Genomic DNA, 20,072 nt, shown 5'->3' on the forward strand with positions numbered 1-20,072 from the left:
TTTCCGTTTTGTTTTTGCATGTTTAGCCCTATCCTATTTACAGGATCACCGAATATTTGGATAGCTGTTTGCCGTATTCCACCGAGAGCCACCAGACCCAAAACTTCATCAAGATAGCCACCTTCAATTTATGTAATTACCTCGCTCCACCTGATGCTTTTTATGATTTTGAGAACATCTACTCGCAGGAGCAATGGGAAAAAAAGCAAAGCTGGATTCGTACTTATTTGGTTGAACAACAACCTGATGTTGTTGGGTTTCAGGAAGTGTTCTCATCCGAGTCATTACAGCAACTGACAGAAGAGTCAGGCTACCCCTATTTCGCAGTCATCGACAAGCCGAACGTGACAGGCGACTTTATCTACGATAGCCCTGTTGTCGCGGTTGCTTCACGCTTTCCGATAACAGACTTTGACGCTGTAGAAGAAGACACCAGTCTCAATAGCCCGCTAGGTATCAGTGATCACTTTTCCTTTAGCCGCAAACCGCTTAGAGCAACGATTCAGCTCCCACAATTAGGGGCTTGTGATTTCTACGTCGTGCATTTCAAATCGAAAAGGCCCATTACTGATGAAGGGTTTAGTCAAATTAATGTCGATACGGCATCTCACTCTGAAATAGCGGCTGACAATTTACGTGCTGAGATCCTAGGCCAGTGGGCTTCAACCCAACAGCGAAGTGCAGAAGCGGCTCAGCTTATCAATGCAATCTGGACACAAAAAATGAAGTCGGGTGTACCTGCTATTTTAATGGGAGATTTCAATGACGAGCTAGAGTCCAGTGTGTTACATCATTTACTTGCAGATGGTGGTCGCCAGAAAAATGATGCCTTATCGAACGCTATATCCCAGCGCTTCCGGCTTCAGCACAGCTGGGCACTGTTTCAAGCCAGCCTGTGCCACCGTGAATTCAGTAAACGCGCCGCTGCAGACTTTCATAAGCATCCTGCGCCGTATACCTTCTACTATGGAGCAAAAGGCATGGTGCTTGACTATATCTTGCTAAGTGGTGAATTCGACCCTGGCTTCAACGAAAGCCTGGCTGAAGTTTATGATTACCATATCTACGATCGTCACCTCATCAATCCGTCCTATGCGCTTGATAGCCACAGTACCGACCATGCTGTTGTGATGATCAGCCTACGTATAAGGCAATAACTCTTTATCTAAACCCAAGACTTTATACGGCTGGCTTAAAGCTGCCCATTTCGCTTAATCACACAACAAAATGTAAGACACTCCTCACAATGGCATGCAAACAAATACATTCAACAAGCAATAAAGTGATCAATACTGCAAAAACGAAAACGATAAACCTTTAGTATTACGCTACTTTATTCATAAAAATCATAAGTTAACATGAAAAAACATTTATTAGCCTCGACCATTCTTTTGGCACTAAGCGGCCACTCATTCGCAGCAGACGGCGATATTGTTGATGTCACTATCCTCGGTACGTCTGACATTCACGGACATTTCATGGCGTGGGATTACGCCAGTGACAAATCCAATACCCGTGGTAGCCTGAGCCAAATAGCCACTAAAGTAAAAGAGGTTCGCGGCCAAGCCGACAATGTTATTTTGGTCGATGCCGGTGATACCATTCAGGGTAACTTTGTAGAAACGTTCAAAGATGAACCAGTCGACCCGATGATGCTCGGCTTCAATGAGATGAACTACGATGTTTGGGTACTGGGTAATCATGAATTCGACTTTGGCCTAAAGGTGTTAAACCGCTCCCTTACGCAGTTTGAAGGCACCTCTCTGGGTGGCAACATCAAGCGCAAGGATGGCAACCCTTTCCTTCCTTCCCATACCATCATTGAGCGACAAGGTATCAAAATTGGTGTTATCGGCATGGATACCCCAATGACGCAAGTGTTTGCTGAAGGGACAAACCGGCTGGAAGGCATGACTTTCACCAATCCTTCATTGGAGGTGAAGAAAGTCATTAAGCAAATAGACGATAAAGTTGACGCTATCGTGCTTGTTGCCCATATGGGTCTGGATAACGAAAACAACATCGAAGCAACCGGTGTCACCGATATCGCCAACGACAATCCAGAGCTGGATGCCATTGTTGCCGGCCACATGCATACTCGTATCGACAAAGCCGTTGTCAATGGCGTAATTATCACTGAGCCAGATAAATATGGCCGCGCCCTTTCTCGCATCGACCTTCAGTTCGAAGAGAAAAATGGTCAATACACCTTGGTGAACAAAGACAGCTTTACCTACAAAATCAACGGCATCGACTCTGATGACAAAATGGACGAGCTGTACTCGCCATATCACAAAAGACTTCGTGAACAAGCGAATCGCGTAGTCGCTGAACTCACAGGTGTCGATCTTGTTCCACAAAATGAGATCAAGGGGATCCCGCAGGTACATATCCAAGACACAGGTATCAGTACCCTATTCCAAGAAGCCAGCATGTATTATGCGCCAAAAGCCAATGTCATTGCGCTGCAAATTGATAATGACAAGGCTGAGCTGAATGTTGGTAAGATCAAAGCCAAAGATATTGCCTACAACTACCAGTATGCAGGTGGCGAGATCACTGTCTATGAAATGACAGGTAAAGATCTAAAAACCTACATGGAATGGTCTGCTGGCTACTTTAACAGCGTCACTCCGGGTGATGTGACATATAGCTTCAACCCAGATCGCCGTGCCTCAAAGTACTCCACCAACGACTTCTTTGCCGGTGTGACTTACACCATCGACCTAACGCAACCACAAGGCCAAAGAATTACTGATCTGCAATTTGCGGACGGTACAGCGGTTACCGATACAACCCCTATCCGTTTAGGGATGAACAGCTACCGTATGGGGCACCTGACAAAAGCTGGAGGCGTACTGGAAGGTAAGTCCTACCCAGTACTATTCGATACCGAAGCGGAATACGGTGAAGAAGACGGCACAATCCGTAACCTGACTATTCGCTACTTGACTGAAGTGAAGCACGGCAAGTACGAAGGCAAGCCAATGCACCGTTGGAAACTGTCCGGCCTTGAAGGTTATGAAAAACAGCGTGAAATCGTTAAGACACTAATTAACGAAGGCAAGATATCTGTACCAACCAGTGAAGATGGTCGCTACACAAACATTGCCTCTATTAATGTCAAAGACTTAATGTTCAACTCATACAAGCAGGCAGCAGCATACGTCAAAGCGCAGCAGCAGTTGCTTCAAGGTGATGTCAATGAACATGAGGCAAAAGAGATTGAGCGTAATATCGCCATTGCCCAAGCACTGAATAACGTTTAACAGTCAGGCTATTTCATTCAAAGCTACCATTCTGACAGCATCCCCCCTACGACAGCCCCTCTTTCGAGGGGCTTTATTGATGAGCAAAATATTACCAAAAGCGCAAATTTGCGATCCCTTCTGGCGGTTCTCGAAGCTACGCTTATTTAAGGTAACCAGCATTACGTAGAAATTTATGTCAGAGCACCAGCAACCAGCCGTACCATCACGCTTTACGTTAGCAATCGTTTTATTTGAAGGGTTTGATTTACTTCAGGTATCGGCTGCCATTGCACTTTTTCATGGGCTGCCCGAAAAATTCGAGATTTTGCTGACATCAGAGAACGGCGAGGCCGTGGCCAGCCAACAAGGAATCGTATTAAACACTGATTTAACCTATCAAGCACTTATGGCCTATGACATTCTGTTTGTTCCCGGCGGCACCGGCGTCGAAAACGCCCTCCTCAACCAGAATCTCATTCATTGGCTGACCAAACAAAACCGACATGACACTCTCATTTGCACTTCTTGCTTAGGGGCTGTTTTGCTTGCACAAGCAGGACTTCTTGAAAAGCATGATGCTACGACCAATAAGCAACACTATCATTGGGCAACCGCGTTCGGTCACCAAGTTAAGTGGAACCCCGTTGCCCGCTGGACACGAGACAAACGGATATTTACCTCATCGGGTAACACCGCGTGTCTAGACATGCTCATGGCTGTTATCGCAGAATTCCTCAACGAAGAGGCGGCACGCAAGCTTGCAATAACAATGGAATACCTTTGGATTCATGATCCAGACGATGATCCTTTCGCGCCTCTTCACATTGTTGAATAAGGCTTGAGTGAGAAAAGATTAACAACCTTCCTCCCACATAACATGACAATCTGCCTGTTTAGCGGCTTGCAACATTTCAATCAGTGGCGTAGCCCGATTATGGAGGCTAACGACAGGCTCCATATCTAAGTCAGCAACATCATCGACATCAACAGCTTCTTCATCGGCAGCTTGTAGCTCCAACTGACGTAGCATCTGTATTTCTGCTACAAGTTTTGAAAGCGCATCATCAATATCTTGCGGATCAATGGCGCCTGGGATGCTCTCACAATGCCCCATCAACTTAAGCAATTGCTTAGCGACATCGCCAAACATAACAACATTTGCGTGAACCTTGCACTTGAAAGTCACTAGCATTAATCACTCCTCTTCTTATCTCGACGGGCATAGAGGTAACCTGCTATTCCGCCAGAAATAGCACCGAATAAATGGCTTTCATAACTTATCCATTCACGAGTGGGTAAGAAACCCCAAACCATCGAGCCATAGAAAAACATCACCAAAATCGCAATCGCTATCGATTTGATGCTGCGGTACATAATGGCATACATCAGTAAATAGGCCCAAAGGCCGTAAATAACCCCACTCAACCCTATGTGGTAATGCATACGGCCAAAAATCCACACACCGACTCCGCTGCCGACCCAGCTAATCATAAAAATCGCAATTAACCGGGCTAGCCCCGTGCGGGAAAGGAGAAAAGCCAACACAGAAAAAGAGAGGATATTGCTGATCAAATGCCCCCAAGAACCATGGAGAAACGGGTAAGCGATGATCCCGGTGAACCCGGAAAAGTGACGGGGTAACAAGCCGAAATCCGAAAGATAACCGGCGGTCATAACATTCGCGACATGCACAACAGTAACCAGCACGACGACTGTTGCAATGAACTTAAAAGAGTCTTTGTCTTTCTGATCCAGCTTCATTCTCAGTAACCATCGGAAAAGATTAGTTTAAAACAATCATCCCCCATAACGGCTTTTCTACCAAAATGACTGTCTAGGTTTGTAATCGACATCAACTTTCTTACGTTGGCGCTTGCCCGCTATATGAAAGTTCTTGCCGAGAATCAACCTGATCTGATTCATCGTTTCAGTAGCAAGTAGGCGGCGGTCAGAGCTGTGCCAGCAACGGTTCATCGTTAACTTGATTGCAGCAATGGCATCCGGGGAGCCATTGCTGATTGATTGGCATAACGTTTGGGCATGCACCATAGGCTCTTCCGCCACTTCACTGACCAAATTCAGTCCGTTAGCTTCTTCAGCAGAGAGTATTTCACCTGTCATGGTCAACCGCATCGCCACATCTCTTGGCACGACTTCACGCAACGACATCAAACCAGCCATATCTGGCATCAAGCCCCAACGAATCTCCATAATGGACAACTCTGCCTCCGGCGAGGCAATTCGAAAATCTGCCCCCAACACAATTTGCATTCCCCCGCCCCAGCATTTACCTTCAATGACAGCGATCACGGGGCATGGGATCTTACGCCAATTACGAGAGACTCGCTGAGCCATGTTGGCATTGCCCGGTAACCATTTAGCAAGCAAAGATAGTGCGTTGGAGCGCGATGTCACCACACTTTTGACATCAAGGCCGCTGCTAAAATTGCCACCGGCGCCCCGAACGATCACCGCTCTCACATCCTTGCGTTTTCGAAGCTGCCGGCTCACTTCGTCCAATTCTTTGAACAAAGCCATATCCAGCGCATTGCATTTATCTGGCCTGTTCAATACAACGGTAACCACACCATCCACTTCTTCTACAAGCAACCTGGTCCACGACATAAGCACTCCTTTCTTCTGGTCTGTCCAGTTACACCATGAACATTAACACAAAATCAACAAATCACCGCATTGGGTTTTCATCTTTGTGGCGGCTCGAATCCCTTTTTCTCTGCGAAGAGCCGCCATTCAGATGCCGTCGAAGAAGAAATAGGCTCAATCGTCTCAACACTCGCGGCTACATCGCCGCCAGTGCACGTTGTTCCTGTCGGCTCAATTAAAGCTTTAAAAAGTGGATAGGTATGGCTACCCGAGATGCACCAGTCAGCGTCCATCGTCCCGCCTTTACTCACACACACATCGGCCATAAAACGCTGAAAATCTTCAATTGAACCCTTTCCTTCATCCAAACACCACAAGCGGTTGTATTGAATATAACCGTCACGGGGATGATAAATCTTACCTGGGAAAAGTGAGGTGAAATCCCAGCCGCCACCACGTGTGGCATTCACATACTGAGCTGACAGACTAGCAATGTCTTTGCTTTCATCGACGGCAGGTTTTGAGTAATGCTTGCTAGTGCAGGCACTCATTAATATGCAGCTCATTACAACTAGACCTGTTTTCCCCATTTACTCACCTTGTCACTGATGAACAACTGATAACATTAATATACTGAGCAGCGTGAAGTGTTAGTTGTCAGTAGCTTACGCTTTTTCGCACTATTTATAAGCATAGTGATGTTTTGCTTTTACCTCTAACTCATTTGTTAACGATCTCTGCAATGAGCAAAAGCACTTTGCTAGGCTATGCTTTAATGACTACAAGCCAAAGTGTGATGTGAGTCAGATATGTATTTGGAACCTCATTCAAGACTGTTAATCGCTGATACCACAGAAGTATTGGATGCTTTTCTAGACAATGGATTGCATAAAGAATTCGAGATTTATTGTCAGTTTCCCCACAGCTTGCAGATCCATGAAAGACTCCAGAAAGCCTCACCTATTTCCATCGAGTTCAATGACGGTTTTATTGTTGGTGAGGAAACACTGTGATACTCATAAATTTCCACAGCTAAAATATATACTCCTTAATAGGTATGGGTATGACTAAGCATTTAATAATATTATTCTTTATAGTATTTATTATCAGCTGCACCAAAGATGTGGTAACTGATTTTAATAGTTCTGTTAATTATTCAAATTACAAAACCTATGACTTTTCAACTTTCTCTACAACACAGGCAACGACGTTAGATGGAAAAAGAATTGAGGAAGCGATTGCTACCCAACTGTACACGAAAGGTCTCACCCCAGTGAAAAAAGAACCTGACTTATTTGTTAGACACTCAATTGTTGAACAGAGTGATTTCAAATCCTATGGCACATCATTTGGTTTGGGCTACGGATATAGAAGTTTTGGCGTAGCCTATTCAACGCCTACACAAATTAGAGAATACCGGTACGGTAAAATAATCGTAGAACTTATTGATTCAAAAACAAATAGTGTTGTTTGGCGTTCAACCTCACAACGCCGTCTAACAGAAACTATGACCCCCTCATCCCGCAAGACTTTCATCGATAATCAAATCAATGAAATGTTTAAAGAATACCCCCCCTACCAATAACCTTATATAAATAAAGTGCAATTAAAAAAGTGCTAAAAAATGCAATGTCTTATTTTTTGTACTATATTGCACAATTTAAAAGTCAAAATTCATTTCTGTGTCTTAAATTACTAATTAAATTTAAAAAATATCAGCAATCCACACAAGCTACATTCTGCCTTATCAAATAGACACCTAAACAGATAGTTATAAAGTTCATGAATTTGCTTATCATGATAACAAAAAAGTTTCATTTTTTTATTTCTGAACCAAGTTACTAAATTTATATTGTCGGCGGACAACGACAAAAGGTTATGTCAATTAAGGAGATAAACCATGAATTCAGTCAAACAGTTTTTTATCGATTTCTATAAAGATGAAGAAGGTCTAACAACCGTCGAATATGCGGTTGCAGGGGCACTGGTAGTAGGTGCTGTTGCAGCAGCATTTTCAAACCTTGGGACAGTTTTATCAGGTGCTATGAATGATATCGGAGATGCTATATCAAGTGCCGGTAATTAAGACCGTTCATTTCTATTTCTAAATTAAAAATTTGTTGGCCTTATGGATTTCTTTGTAATCATATTAGTTATGTATGCGTGCTTGCACGATATAAAATTCCACAAAATACCGAATTGGGTGTGTTTAACTATCCTCGTATTAGGTGTTTTAGGTAATTTATTTTTTCATAGCCAATTCGATTATAGCCATCTAGCCTATGCTCTACTTGGAGTATTAATAGGTTTTGCAATTTGTATACCTTTATACATGGTAAACCTATTTGGTGCTGGAGACGCCAAACTTTTGGCGTCTCTTAGCATCATTGTTGGCTTCCCCAACATTGTTAGCCTAATTCTTGTTGCCATTATGGTTTCCGGGTTTCTTTCCTTATTAAAACTGGTCTGTCACGGCGAATTTAATTCTATGTTGCTGCGTTGGAGTATCGGTTTGTTGACCGGGGTTTACCAAAAGCCAGAAGACGAATCAGTTGCGGCAAATGCAGTCCCTATGGGGGGAGCGATTTTACTCGCGTATTTATACTGTTATTTCTACCTATTCTAAAAGGATATTGCATGGACGCGCATCAATTCAGCAAACCGGTGGAACAAACCCAACCTACTGACAGTATTAACTTATTAATTACAAAGCCAAGAACCGCTGAAGAAACAGGTATTCCTCTGCGCATACTTGATGCTTTGTTGCTTAAGCACCTTACCAAATATGCTGACAGCGACGCGTTGCAACTTTCGAAGCGTATGGCGCTACCAGGTAACATCATCGAACAACTACTGCAAAAGCTCAAAGATAACGCGTATGTCGAAATACGTTCTGACGGACGTTTTTCATCCGGGCTGAGATATGCACTAACAGAGAAAGGTCGAGCCGTAGCCAACTTGGAACTTCAGCGTGATGGCTGCATGGGGCCGGTTCCTATTTCTCTGCATCACTACAACCGATTGGTGCTTTCCCAATCATCTTTAAAGCAAGCTGTTACCCCTTCTGTCCTTCGCAAAGGGCTCAACGGGCTGATTTTACCTAATAATATTGTTAATCAAGTTGGCCCAGCGTTGAATTCAGGCAGAGCAATTTTCATTTATGGGCGGCCGGGCACAGGTAAAACCTATATATCCCGGCGACTTGTAAAACTCTTTGATAGCACAGTGTATATCCCCTATGCCATCTGTAGCGGATCGCAAGTTATTCAGGTTTTTGACCCCGTTGTTCACAAAGCCATTTCGACAACTAACACCCCATCTATTTTTTTAGACAGCGGTACGGATGAGCGTTTGGTTCATTGCTACCGACCAGAAGTTGTTGTCGGCGGCGAGTTAACCGCAGAAATGTTGGAGGTGAGTTTTGACACCACCACCAAAATTAACCGAGCATCATTACAACTCAAAGCCAATAATGGTCTGCTGCTTATAGATGATTTAGGCCGTCAGAAAATGAGCGTCGATGCTATATTAAACCGCTGGATCATACCGCTTGAAGAACGTATCGATTATTTGAGTACCGCTTCTGGTGAACACTTTGAGATCCCTTTCGAGCAAGTGTTAGTGTTTTCATCCAACATTCATCCTGCGAAACTGGCAGATGATGCTTTTTTACGGCGTATTGGTTACAAAATTCAATTTGGACCAATATCTACCAATGATTATCAAGATCTGTGGCACAAAGAGTGTCAAAAGCACCAGCTCAATACTTCTGATACCACGCTGGAATATATCATTAATCAGCTTCATGCTTACGACAAAGTCCCTCTTCTCCCTTGCTACCCCCGGGATCTAGTATCAATGTGCGCCAACCAGATTAAATTTAGCCAGGCTTCCTCTGTCATCAACTCAGAGCTCATTGATCTCGTCTGGAACTGTTACTTCGTAAACGATTCATCTGATGGAGGTGAACATGTCTAAAGGTAGGCTCCTCATCACAATATTGATATCAACATTAATGGGCTTCGGTGCACTGATGTTGGCAAATAACTGGCTGGAAGAGCAGCAAGCGAATCTCGAACCTGTAAAGGCAGAGCCTGAGCAAGTGGAAGTTGTCAGGGAAGTCATCAAGGAAGTGATTACTTCTAGTGGATTTGAACACACTCAAGATGTTGTCGGCAAAGTGGTCAAAAACGAAATTTTGGCCGGTGAAGTGATCAGGAAAGAACGATTAGTCAATGCAGGAGAAGGCACAACACTGGCGGCTCTTATCTCTCCGAATATGCGAGCAGTCACCATAAGGGTTAATGACGTCATTGGTGTTGCAGGTTTCTTGCTGCCTGGTGATTATGTCGATGTTATTTATGCACGAAAAAATGTATCCCGGGCACAAACTGTTTTAAAGCGGATAAAAATTCTCGCGGTCGACCAAACAGCTAAAACTAATGCATCCGACCCTATCATTGTCCGCGCAGTGACCCTTGAACTCACCCCTCGACAAGCTGAGTCACTGGTCACCGCTAAATCGAAAGGCGAACTTCAATTATCGCTTCGTAATCCCAACGACCCAATCGAAAAACCACGAGTCTACAGAAAAACCACCGATAGCGTCACTATCATCAAGGGCACCGAAAGTAGCCGCGTCAATGTCAAAATATAGTTTGCAGTCATAGGGAGCTACCGCATGGAAGCAATAAAGCCAATTACAAAGTTATTCCTTTTCGGGGTAATACTATCTTTCTTGCTGAGTGGTTACAGCTTTGCAGCGCGTACTCAGTCAATTTCGGTCCCTCACAACAAATCTCGGCTGGTTGAGATTCCTGGGAGTGCAAAATGTATCTCCATCGGTAACCCTAATGTCGCAGACATCATCATTCTGAGATCCAACCGTATCTATGTGTTAGGCAAAGCATTGGGCACGACCAATGTTATTATCTGGGACTCACGAGATCGCTTAATCACGGTTTTGGATGTAGAGGTCACCCACGATCTCAATGCCCTAAAAGCCAAACTCTATGAATTCATGCCTCAGGAAAAAATATCTGTCTATACCAGCCAGAATAAGTTGGTATTAAGTGGAGAGGTAACCAGTGCAGAAAAAATAGCCATGGCCGAAGAGGTCGCGCATACCTTTACCAATAGCGATACTGGCATTATCAACCTAATGAGTGTGGGTGGATCACACCAGATCATGCTCGAAGTTACCGTTGCCGAAGTTTCGCGAACGCTAGTAAGAGAATTTGATTCCAACTTTGTTTTTGCCAGAAATAACAGCAACTGGACCTGGGGTACTGTGAATGGTGGCGCGAGTATTCCCGCGGTTCCGGAACTTAACGATGCAGGTAACATTATCAGTGACCCTCTCAGTATTGATGACAACGGCATTTTTGCTAGCTACCTCAGTGACAGTACCTTATTCAGTGCCGCCTTCAGTATTGCGAAAACCAATGGATTAGCCAAAGTCCTGGCCGAGCCAACTCTGACTGCGTTAAGTGGTGAAAATGCAGAGTTTCTTTCGGGCGGTGAATTCCCTATCCCAGTTCCGAATGATGACAATATCACCATTGAGTTCAAAGAGTTTGGTGTGGGTTTACAGTTCGTACCTACCGTTTCTTCCGCCGGCAATATCAACCTTGCGTTGAATATTGAAGTCAGTGAAATCACAAACCAAAATGCGGTCACACTTAATCCGTCTGGTACCAGTTCACAGTTCTTTGTGCCGGCTCTCACCAAGCGTAGCACCAAAACTACCGTCTCTTTGGGTAATGGCCAAACTATCGGTATTGCTGGCTTACTCAATGAAAACATCACGGACGTTGTCAATAAGTTACCCGGCCTTGGTGACCTTCCCATTATCGGCCAATTATTCCGTAGCCAATCATTTCGTAAAGGTGAAACGGAGTTGGTCATTTTAGTGACACCTAGGTTAGCTAAACCTATCCGGAGACAAGATATTAGCCTACCTACCGATAGTTTCGTTGAGCCCAACGATTGGGAGTTCTACCTCTTGGGCCGCATGGCTTATAGTTTTTTCTGTGTAGATCTCATTTATACAAAAAAGCCAGCAGAAAAACTGCTGGCTTTGAGTTTCTAATTACTAGAAGGTCGAATGACTACTTTTGACGGCGCTTCTTCACATCTTCCGCAAGTTGACGCAGTACTTTCTCTGTGTCACCAAAACCAATACAGGCATCGGTAATGCTCTGGCCGTAGGTCGGCTCCTGGCCGTCTATGATGTCCTGACGGCCTTCAACTAGATGGCTCTCAATCATCACACCGAAGATTGCCTTATTACCTTCTGCAATCTGGCTGCCTACATCTTCAGAGACCAACATCTGGCGCTGGAACTGCTTGAGGCTATTGGCATGGCTGAAATCAATCATTACCTTTTGGCGCAGACCTGCTTTTTCGAGCTGACCAGTAATCGAGTCAACATGTTCTTTGCTGTAGTTTGGCTCTTTACCACCACGTAGGATGATGTGGCAATCTTCGTTGCCTGCGGTTGAAACAATCGCAGAATGACCGTATTTAGTCACTGATAAGAAATGGTGCGGCGCACTGGCTGAGCCAATCGCATCAGTTGCAATTTTTATGTTGCCGTCTGTACCGTTCTTGAAACCTACTGGGCAAGAAAGGCCTGACGCTAGTTCACGGTGAACCTGAGATTCAGTAGTACGTGCACCGATGGCACCCCAGCTGATCAAATCACCCATATACTGTGGTGTGATCATATCAAGGAACTCACCTGCCGTTGGTACGCCCATGTCTGTCAGATCAAGCAAAAGCTTACGACCCATGCGCAGGCCATCATTTAGCTTGAAGCTGTTATCCATGTATGGGTCATTGATCAAACCTTTCCAACCAACTGTCGTGCGTGGTTTTTCAAAGTAAACACGCATAACTACTTCAAGCTCACCTTTTAGCTCTTCACGCAGTGCTTTTAGCTGCTGGCCATATTCCAAGGCAGCTTTTGTATCGTGAATAGAGCAAGGACCTACAATGACCAGCAAACGGTCGTCTTCATCATTAAGAATCTTGTGAATTGACTGGCGAGCTTGATATACCGTTTCAGACGCATTTTCAGTTGCTGGGAAACGCTCCAGTACTGCGACAGGAGGGAGGAGTTCTTTAATTTCGCTAATGCGAACATCATCGGTCTTATGCATTTTTACTTCCTAATTTACGCGCCTGCCAGCTGTAAAGTAATGATTACAGAGTTTGTTGACAGTATCTTTCAAATCCAATTGACATTAACTTATCCGCCTTTTATGTACAGTGCAAACGCTAATTCATCAATTCGGTGATTTTTTTTCAAATTGGTCGGTTAATAACCAACAGTATGCGTAATAAGGATAAATTCACATTTATCCATTCATAATCCCATCATCTCTTTGAAATCCTCATTACAAAGCAATAGCATAGTCTCATATGCATCTTGTCTTGGAGTGGTCTGGATGACCCAAGAAACTGTAATTTCGTTTCAAAACATCAACAAGTGGTATGGAGATTTCCAAGCACTGAAAAACATAAACCTGAACATTGAGCGTGGGGAAAAACTTGTTATCTGTGGGCCGTCAGGCTCAGGAAAATCTACCCTCATTCGTTGTATCAATGGGCTTGAACAGTTCAATAGCGGTCAGTTACAGGTTGCCGGAAAACCTCTTGATGCTGCCCACCTCAAACGCATACGAGGCCAGGTTGGCATGGTTTTCCAACACTTTAACTTATTTCCACATATGACCGTCCTCGACAACCTCACTCTAGCCCCTCGGCGAACTCGCAACCTCAGTAAAACCGAGGCTGAAAAGTTAGCAATGGACTATTTGGAACGTGTCCATATAGCCCACCAAGCAGATAAGTATCCATCCCAATTATCAGGTGGTCAGCAACAACGAGTCGCTATCGCGCGCTCTCTTTGTATGAAGCCTGATATTCTTCTGTTTGATGAGCCTACTTCTGCCCTTGACCCTGAAATGATCCGTGAAGTATTGGATGTCATGACTGAACTGGCAAGTGAGGGGATGACCATGATTTGCGTGACCCATGAGATGGGTTTCGCCAGAAAAGTAGCAGACCGTGTGGTGTTTATGGATGAAGGTGAAATCGTTGAGACTGCGCCCCCTGCGAAATTATTTGATGCACCGCAACACCCCCGAACCCAAATGTTCCTAGAACAGATCTTGAGTTACTAAGGGGTGGCTATGGTACAAAATGTGGCCGGTACTTCTCGTTGGTTAAAAACACTAGGGCGGATTTCCAAACCTTTCCTGTCTGGGTTACTTCAGTTTAGCCTTGTATTTGTTTTCTTGGTCTGGTTACTTGAAACCGGTGCGGACGCCATGAATTACCGCTGGCAATGGTATCGAATACCGCAATATTTATGGTTTGTCGAAGACGGAGAATGGTACGCTGCTGAACTGCTAGAAGGGCTAAGGGTCACGTTGGAGATTTCAGCGGTCAGTTTGATTTTTACTTTGATTATCGGCCTTACAACCGCGTTGCTAAGGCTGTCTGACTCAATCGTTGGACGTATTATTGCCAGGAGTTACATAGAACTCATTCGTAACACGCCCCTACTTGTTCAAATCTACCTGCTTTATTTCGTATTCGGCCCAGTCTTGGGGCTAGAACGTTTTACAACTGCGGTATTGGCACTATCACTTTTCCAAGGCGCTTATACGGCTGAAATTTTCAGGGCGGGGTTAACCAATATTGAGCGAGGACAATTCGAAGCCAGTAATAGCCTCGGTTTATCGACACTGGATAGCTATCGCTTTGTCATCTTACCTCAGGTCATCAAACGCATTTTGCCGCCGCTGACCAATGAAGGGGTTTCTCTAATCAAGAACTCTTCTATCGTGAGTGTGATGGCAATTTTCGATTTAACGACCGAAGGCCGAAACATCGTAGCGGATACCGCTATGCCTTTTGAAGTCTGGTTTACCGTCGCTGGCATCTACCTTGTCGTCACCCTTGCGCTATCAGGCTTAGCTGCCTGGTTGGCACATAGATTAAATACACCGTCCCACTAACAGAAATTTAGAATCGAAGTACATAAGGAGAAAGGAAGCATGAAACGGATACTTACAGCTCTAATTGCTGTTATGGCGCTAACAATGTCTATGGCCTCGACTGCCGCTGACAAAAGTGCGCTAGTAGAGATCAAAGAACGCGGAACGCTACGTGTAGGGCTATCAACATTCGTCCCATGGGCAATGCGGGACAAACAAGGTGAGCTGGTTGGTTTTGAAGTTGATGTCGCTCGCCGTCTAGCTAAAGATGCCGGCCTGAAAGTCGAATTCATTCCAACCGCATGGGACGGCATTATCCCTGCCCTTTTAGCCGGTAAGTTCGATGTTATCATCGGGGGCTTGTCCATTACCCCTGAGCGAAACATGAGTGTTTTATTTACCAGCCCATATGCACATTCTGGTGTTCAGTTGGCGGCTCACAAAGAACTCGCCGCAGACAAGGCGAGCTTCGAGGACTACAACAAACGCAGTGTAACCCTGGCTGTTCGACGAGGTGCTTTTACTGTACAAACTGCGAAGAAGTATTTCCCAAAAGCGAAATTACGCCAGTTTGATGATGAAGCACAAGCATTCCAAGAAGTGCTTAACGGCAATGCACATGCAGCACTGGCCTCTTCACCAAAGCCTGAGCACATGGCGATTCAGTACAGTGACAAAATATACATTCCATTTGATGAGCGCTTGAGCCGCGGCTCTGAAGCCTTTGCAATCCGTCACGGTGAATTTGACCTTCTCAATTTCTTCAACAACTGGATTTTATTACGCACAGAAGATGGCTGGCTGAAAGAACGCCATGACTACTGGTTCACGACCCTTGATTGGGAAGACCAGATCGCAGAAGGGCAATAAGTGTTGTCGCAAACAAAAACAACAACTGTGCCGGGATCTAAGTTCCCGGCCTCTTTCAAACTTAATAAGCTTGATGGCATTCTGATTTTGCTGATTGCAGCCGCTATAAGTTGGCTGTGGTACCGTTCTTCGATTGGTATTCACTATCAGTGGAACTGGGAAAAGGCATTTAGCTTGATAATGACACCAGGCCGAAATGGCGAGCTACCTTATTTTTTCCAGGGATTGCTTGCCACATTACGCCTGAGTTTATGGGGAATGGTGTTTGCCGGTGTACTGGGGCTGCTGCTTGGCTTGGCTCGCCGCTCAACATGGTTTTTCTTCAGACTCCCAGCGCAAGCCTATATCCAGTTGGTGCGCAATATCCCACCGCTGGTGTTTGTCTTTATTTTTTACTTTTTTATTTCCAGCCAGCTGATCCCTGCGCTTGGTTTGCAAAATGTATTACGTAACACGCCAAGTGAAATAAGCCATTGGCAGTCTTTTTTGTTTGGCCCAGCAAAATTGTGGGAAAACTTGTTCTCCGGGATCCTTTGCGTTGGCTTGATTGCTGCAGCGTATATCGCTGAAATTGTCCGCTCTGGCATTGACGCAATCGCCAAAGGGCAATGGGAAGCCGCTGACTCCCTAGGGCTAACACGGCTAGACCGATTCCGCTACGTTATCTTCCCTCAGGCGCTCAGTGGTATTGTCCCTCCATTGGCAGGGCAATTCATATCCCTCGTCAAGGACTCTTCTATCATCTCGTTGATATCCATACAGGAGCTCACTTTTGTAGGAAGTGAAATCGCCAACTCTTCGGGTTTGATATTTGAAATCTGGCTACTGGTTGGGGCTGGCTATCTAAGCCTTTGCTTCGGCCTTTCCATCCTTTTCAGCCACCTAGAGAAACGCTCGCAAAAGCACTATCAACCTAGGTAGTGACTAGAATATACGCATAAAACAAAGGGAGCCGATTTATGGCTCCCTCTTTATTTGGAATACACATAATTTCCTGTTGTGGATCTCTCTATCACCAACATGCTCCATTCCAATTTTCTTCATAACTTGGCGCGCTGACATATTCCGGTTACAAGTAAAGCCAATAATGCTGTGAAAGCCCGCCTCGCGAAAACCATACTCTACGATCGCTCTTCCAATTTCAGTTGCATACCCCTGGTGCCAATGATCTTCACAAATCACCCATTCTATTTCAGCGGTAGCATCATTATCCCCATAGGGGCGCAAGCCCACCCTACCGATCAATGTATTGCAATCAGACAAAATCAATGGGCAATTGAAGTATCCCCGATGATCAGAACTTGAGGTACCATGGTATTTCTGCAACTCAAGTCGTGCCTTGTCTTCAGACCAGGGCTCTTCCTCGGTAAAGGTATGAACTGATTGATTGGACATAATCCGGTATAAACCAGCAAGATCGCCTTCATCCCAAGGTCGGGTATAAAGGCGTTGAGTTGTAATACTCGGCGACACATCTAGAATCATATTCATCCCTCATTTTTGAGCCTAGGCAACACACCGTGCTAGGCTCAGTGATTGAACAAGGAGACGTTAATTCCCCTCCTTATCAAATCGCTCTGACCATTCCGGCCAGAGCTTGGCAAAATCCATGTGATCTTCAAGCATATCAGCAACACGATCGATGCCTTGTTCCCTGATCAAATCAAAGTCCGGCGTAGATGTTGCGTCCAAACCTGCCCATTTCAGGATAGCGTCACAAGCTTCCTGCTGCTCAAAAATGCCATGCAGGTATGTACCAAACACTTGTTCATCGAGCCCAATCTGCCCATCAAAACCGCTTGGCAAACAGATTGGAGATCCTTCCCCGACTCCCTCTGTCACACCAGCATGAATTTCATAGCCTTTAACAGGCACACTATCCTGGCTAGGTAGCTTTAGTGTTCCTTTTACAAGCTTTAGCTGTTTATAAGGCGCCAAAACCGTCGACACAGGTAGGTACCCAAGCCCTTGGCTTGTACCAGGTTCGCCTTCGATACCATCAAGGTCAGCGATAGATTCACCTAACATCTGGTAACCACCACAAATACCCATCACCTTACCGCCTAAGCGAAGATGACGGGCTAATTGTTGATCCCACCCTTGCTCCTTTAGGTAGGCCAAATCGCTGCGAACACTTTTAGTCCCTGGAATAATGATAAGATCAGATGGCGGAATTTTCCGCCCTTTACCGATAAATTGCAGATTTACTTGCGGATGCATACGCAGAGGATCAAAGTCGGTATGGTTACTAACGCGGGTAAGAACCGGCACCGACACCCGCAATTGCTCGCCATCAGCTTCAACTTGTTGTACATCAATAGCGTCCTCAGCTTCCAACATTAACCCATGAAGGTAAGGCAACACCCCTAGAACCGGTTTACCGGTTTTTTCCTCAAGCCACTCTAAGCCTGATTCAAGCAATTTGATATCACCTCGAAAACGATTGATAACAAAGCCTTTTACCCTCGCTTGTTCACTTTCAGACAACAATTCAAGTGTGCCATATAGATGGGCAAACACCCCACCACGGTCTATATCGGCCACAATAATGACAGGTACATCGGCTTCTTCAGCGAAGCCCATATTTGCGACATCATTTTCACGCAAGTTGATCTCAGCCGGGCTACCTGCCCCTTCAATGATAACCGTTTGGTATTCTTGCTGAAGAATATTGAAGGACTCCATAATCGGGCCTAAAACCACTTTCTTATAATTGTGGTAACCAACAGCATCCATATCCGCCAGCGCTTTTCCCTGAACAATGACCTGTGCCCCTGTGTCAGTATTCGGCTTAAGCAAAACTGGATTCATATGCACCGTAGGCTCAACTTGACTAGCTTGTGCCTGTACCGCTTGTGCCCGCCCTATCTCACCGCCATCTTTTGTGACCGCACTGTTTAACGCCATATTCTGCGATTTAAACGGAGCAACCTTGATCTTCTTGCGCGCTAAAACTCGGCATAAGCCGGCAGCCAGTACACTTTTGCCAGCGTCCGACGTGGTGCCTTGAACCATCAAAGCTTTGGTAGTTGATTGCATTTTTTCTCGCTTAATACTGCTGTTCTGTTGGCCACTGGATCTGAGGCCAGTGATTGCCATTTTCATCTGTCGTCACTGTGACGCGGTAACGTGCTGCATAAGGCAAATCGATACGGTGAAGATAACTCGTGCTTTCAGGCATTTCGAGTAAAATTCGTATAAGCTGCTTCATGACACCAGCATGTGTCACCAACAAAACTTTCTGCCCGAGGAAATTTTCAAGTAAGTGTTGCCACGCTTCCGTAATACGATTATCGAATGCCTCCAACGCTTCCCCACCATGTGGATTTGATAGCCAAGGATTTTGCCAATAATCTTCTATCGTTTTTCCGTACTGTTGCCATAGGCTATCGTGGCTTTGGCCATCCCACTGACCAAAATCCATTTCTTTCCAATGGCTAAACTCCTGACAAGATAGAAAAAAATCCTGCGCAAATAAGTTTGCAAAATCACTACATCGCTTTAAAGGGGAGGCAATAACCTGCTCAATATCGTCCAGCCCCTTAACAGCCTTGTGCATCTGTTCCAAGCCTGTTGAGGTAATCGCAAAATCCGTATGCCCCCTCAAGCAGCCATGACCTTCAGGCAGACCATGTCGTAGTATATCAATACGCGTTTTTATGTACTGGGCCATTTATGCCCCCTTCAAGTGTTGTGGGATCCCTGCCGTCACAAAAGTGACCTTTTCAACCTGCTTTGCAATAGCCTGGTGTAACCAGCCACTTTCATCGACAAAACGCCTGGACATCTCTCCCATAGGAACGATGCCGTGTCCAACCTCGTTACTGACCAGAATAATGTCACCTTCAGCTTTGTTAAGTGCGGCCAGGAATGCATCTTTTTGTTTCATCCAGTCAATGCAATGGTCTTGGTTGAACAAACAATTCGTTAACCACAGGGTCACGCAATCTACTAACACACAGTTTTCGGCCGTAGAGTGTTCTGCAATGGCCTTGGGTAAAGATAATGGCTCTTCGATAACAGTCCATTCATTAGGGCGCTCTAAACGGTGGCGCTCAATTCGCTGAGCCATTTCGTCGTCGCCTGCTGTAGCCGTTGCAATATAGATAACTGGCTTGCCGCTAGCTTGTGCAATTGATTCAGCATAGCTACTTTTACCCGACCGGGCTCCACCCAATACCAACTCAGTTGTCATTCACTACCCTTTGTCTTTTACTTGCAGTAATTCACGGTATATATCTTTGTTAGGGGGACCCCCCTTCTAAATTACAAATACCTTCTGCTTACGTCCATTATCACAATGAAAATTAAGATTTTTTTCGCTAACATAATTGTTAAT

At 45.0% G+C, this 20,072-nt stretch carries 22 protein-coding genes; 13 read left to right on the top strand and 9 right to left on the bottom strand.

Annotated elements, in window-relative coordinates:
- Nucleotides 1-68 precede the first annotated feature (68 nt).
- The 3 genes from ACXAGQ_RS18665 (at nucleotide 69) to ACXAGQ_RS18675 (ending at nucleotide 4,086) form a co-directional block, all read left to right on the top strand.
- Complete coding sequence (locus ACXAGQ_RS18665; RefSeq protein ID WP_475255853.1) at nucleotides 69-1,157, top strand: endonuclease/exonuclease/phosphatase family protein; 1,089 nt, start codon at nucleotides 69-71, stop codon at nucleotides 1,155-1,157.
- Nucleotides 1,158-1,358: 201 nt separating this feature from the next.
- Complete coding sequence (locus ACXAGQ_RS18670; RefSeq protein ID WP_475255855.1) at nucleotides 1,359-3,269, top strand: bifunctional metallophosphatase/5'-nucleotidase; 1,911 nt, start codon at nucleotides 1,359-1,361, stop codon at nucleotides 3,267-3,269.
- Between the two features lie 175 nt (nucleotides 3,270-3,444).
- On the top strand, nucleotides 3,445-4,086 hold the full coding sequence (locus ACXAGQ_RS18675; protein WP_475255857.1) for a DJ-1/PfpI family protein: 642 nt from the start codon (nucleotides 3,445-3,447) through the stop codon (nucleotides 4,084-4,086).
- Between the two features lie 18 nt (nucleotides 4,087-4,104).
- Here ACXAGQ_RS18675 and ACXAGQ_RS18680 read toward each other — a convergent pair whose 3' ends face one another.
- From ACXAGQ_RS18680 to ACXAGQ_RS18695, 4 genes are all read right to left on the bottom strand, one after another.
- The gene (locus tag ACXAGQ_RS18680; protein WP_475255858.1) at nucleotides 4,105-4,443 is read right to left on the bottom strand and encodes a DUF1840 domain-containing protein; all 339 of its coding nucleotides are present in this window, start codon (nucleotides 4,441-4,443) and stop codon (nucleotides 4,105-4,107) included.
- Nucleotides 4,443-5,012, bottom strand: a complete 570-nt coding sequence (locus ACXAGQ_RS18685) for a rhomboid family intramembrane serine protease (protein WP_475255860.1) — start codon at nucleotides 5,010-5,012, stop codon at nucleotides 4,443-4,445. The genes ACXAGQ_RS18680 and ACXAGQ_RS18685 overlap by 1 nt, the downstream gene beginning before the upstream one ends.
- A 57-nt stretch (nucleotides 5,013-5,069) precedes the next feature.
- Nucleotides 5,070-5,876 carry a crotonase/enoyl-CoA hydratase family protein gene (locus tag ACXAGQ_RS18690; protein WP_475255862.1) on the bottom strand — a complete coding sequence of 269 codons (807 nt, stop codon included), beginning with the start codon at nucleotides 5,874-5,876 and terminating at the stop codon, nucleotides 5,070-5,072.
- Nucleotides 5,877-5,953: 77 nt separating this feature from the next.
- Nucleotides 5,954-6,445 carry a hypothetical protein gene (locus tag ACXAGQ_RS18695; protein ID WP_475255863.1) on the bottom strand — a complete coding sequence of 164 codons (492 nt, stop codon included), beginning with the start codon at nucleotides 6,443-6,445 and terminating at the stop codon, nucleotides 5,954-5,956.
- Nucleotides 6,446-6,918: 473 nt separating this feature from the next.
- Here ACXAGQ_RS18695 and ACXAGQ_RS18700 point away from each other — a divergent pair, with 473 nt between their 5' ends.
- From ACXAGQ_RS18700 to ACXAGQ_RS18725, 6 genes are all read left to right on the top strand, one after another.
- Entirely contained in the window at nucleotides 6,919-7,440 is a 522-nt protein-coding gene (locus tag ACXAGQ_RS18700; RefSeq protein WP_475255864.1) for a DUF4136 domain-containing protein, read from the top strand.
- A 315-nt stretch (nucleotides 7,441-7,755) separates the two neighbouring features.
- Complete coding sequence (locus tag ACXAGQ_RS18705) at nucleotides 7,756-7,941, top strand: Flp family type IVb pilin (RefSeq protein WP_475255865.1); 186 nt, start codon at nucleotides 7,756-7,758, stop codon at nucleotides 7,939-7,941.
- A gap of 42 nt (nucleotides 7,942-7,983) precedes the next feature.
- Nucleotides 7,984-8,481: an A24 family peptidase gene (locus ACXAGQ_RS18710; protein ID WP_475255866.1), complete on the top strand. Its 498-nt coding sequence runs from the start codon at nucleotides 7,984-7,986 to the stop codon at nucleotides 8,479-8,481.
- Nucleotides 8,482-8,492: 11 nt separating this feature from the next.
- Nucleotides 8,493-9,833, top strand: a complete 1,341-nt coding sequence (locus ACXAGQ_RS18715; protein ID WP_475255868.1) for an AAA family ATPase — start codon at nucleotides 8,493-8,495, stop codon at nucleotides 9,831-9,833.
- Complete coding sequence (gene cpaB, locus ACXAGQ_RS18720; protein WP_475255869.1) at nucleotides 9,826-10,512, top strand: Flp pilus assembly protein CpaB; 687 nt, start codon at nucleotides 9,826-9,828, stop codon at nucleotides 10,510-10,512. Before ACXAGQ_RS18715 ends, cpaB begins: the two co-directional genes overlap by 8 nt.
- 24 nt (nucleotides 10,513-10,536) lie before the next feature.
- On the top strand, nucleotides 10,537-11,946 hold the full coding sequence (locus ACXAGQ_RS18725; protein ID WP_475255870.1) for a type II and III secretion system protein family protein: 1,410 nt from the start codon (nucleotides 10,537-10,539) through the stop codon (nucleotides 11,944-11,946).
- Nucleotides 11,947-11,965: 19 nt separating this feature from the next.
- Here ACXAGQ_RS18725 and aroG read toward each other — a convergent pair whose 3' ends face one another.
- A complete protein-coding gene (gene aroG / locus ACXAGQ_RS18730) occupies nucleotides 11,966-13,018 on the bottom strand; it encodes a 3-deoxy-7-phosphoheptulonate synthase AroG (protein ID WP_475255872.1) in 1,053 nt (350 codons plus the stop codon).
- Between the two features lie 288 nt (nucleotides 13,019-13,306).
- On the opposite strand from aroG, the gene ACXAGQ_RS18735 reads away from it, so the two are divergent.
- Genes ACXAGQ_RS18735 through ACXAGQ_RS18750 form a run of 4 tightly spaced genes read left to right on the top strand, consistent with a single transcriptional unit; the run spans nucleotide 13,307 to nucleotide 16,654 of the window.
- Nucleotides 13,307-14,044: an amino acid ABC transporter ATP-binding protein gene (locus ACXAGQ_RS18735; RefSeq protein WP_475255873.1), complete on the top strand. Its 738-nt coding sequence runs from the start codon at nucleotides 13,307-13,309 to the stop codon at nucleotides 14,042-14,044.
- Between the two features lie 9 nt (nucleotides 14,045-14,053).
- On the top strand, nucleotides 14,054-14,884 hold the full coding sequence (locus ACXAGQ_RS18740) for an amino acid ABC transporter permease (RefSeq protein WP_475255875.1): 831 nt from the start codon (nucleotides 14,054-14,056) through the stop codon (nucleotides 14,882-14,884).
- A gap of 39 nt (nucleotides 14,885-14,923) precedes the next feature.
- Nucleotides 14,924-15,733 (top strand): transporter substrate-binding domain-containing protein, encoded by an 810-nt coding sequence (locus ACXAGQ_RS18745; protein WP_475255876.1) that lies wholly within the window; start codon nucleotides 14,924-14,926, stop codon nucleotides 15,731-15,733.
- Nucleotides 15,734-15,736: 3 nt separating this feature from the next.
- Nucleotides 15,737-16,654, top strand: coding sequence for an amino acid ABC transporter permease (locus tag ACXAGQ_RS18750; RefSeq protein ID WP_475256635.1), 918 nt, complete (start codon nucleotides 15,737-15,739; stop codon nucleotides 16,652-16,654).
- A gap of 36 nt (nucleotides 16,655-16,690) precedes the next feature.
- Here the strand turns inward: ACXAGQ_RS18750 and ACXAGQ_RS18755 are convergent, their stop codons facing one another.
- The 4 genes from ACXAGQ_RS18755 to cobU all read right to left on the bottom strand — a co-directional run bounded on the left by ACXAGQ_RS18755 (nucleotide 16,691) and on the right by cobU (nucleotide 19,928).
- On the bottom strand, nucleotides 16,691-17,218 hold the full coding sequence (locus ACXAGQ_RS18755; RefSeq protein ID WP_475255877.1) for a GNAT family N-acetyltransferase: 528 nt from the start codon (nucleotides 17,216-17,218) through the stop codon (nucleotides 16,691-16,693).
- Nucleotides 17,219-17,284: 66 nt separating this feature from the next.
- Nucleotides 17,285-18,772 (bottom strand): cobyric acid synthase, encoded by a 1,488-nt coding sequence (locus ACXAGQ_RS18760; protein WP_475255879.1) that lies wholly within the window; start codon nucleotides 18,770-18,772, stop codon nucleotides 17,285-17,287.
- A gap of 10 nt (nucleotides 18,773-18,782) precedes the next feature.
- On the bottom strand, nucleotides 18,783-19,406 hold the full coding sequence (locus tag ACXAGQ_RS18765) for a histidine phosphatase family protein (protein ID WP_475255881.1): 624 nt from the start codon (nucleotides 19,404-19,406) through the stop codon (nucleotides 18,783-18,785).
- A complete protein-coding gene (gene cobU, locus ACXAGQ_RS18770) occupies nucleotides 19,407-19,928 on the bottom strand; it encodes a bifunctional adenosylcobinamide kinase/adenosylcobinamide-phosphate guanylyltransferase (RefSeq protein ID WP_475255882.1) in 522 nt (173 codons plus the stop codon).
- Nucleotides 19,929-20,072: the final 144 nt, after the last annotated feature.

This window comes from Photobacterium sp. ABD4_091 (assembly GCF_056160145.1).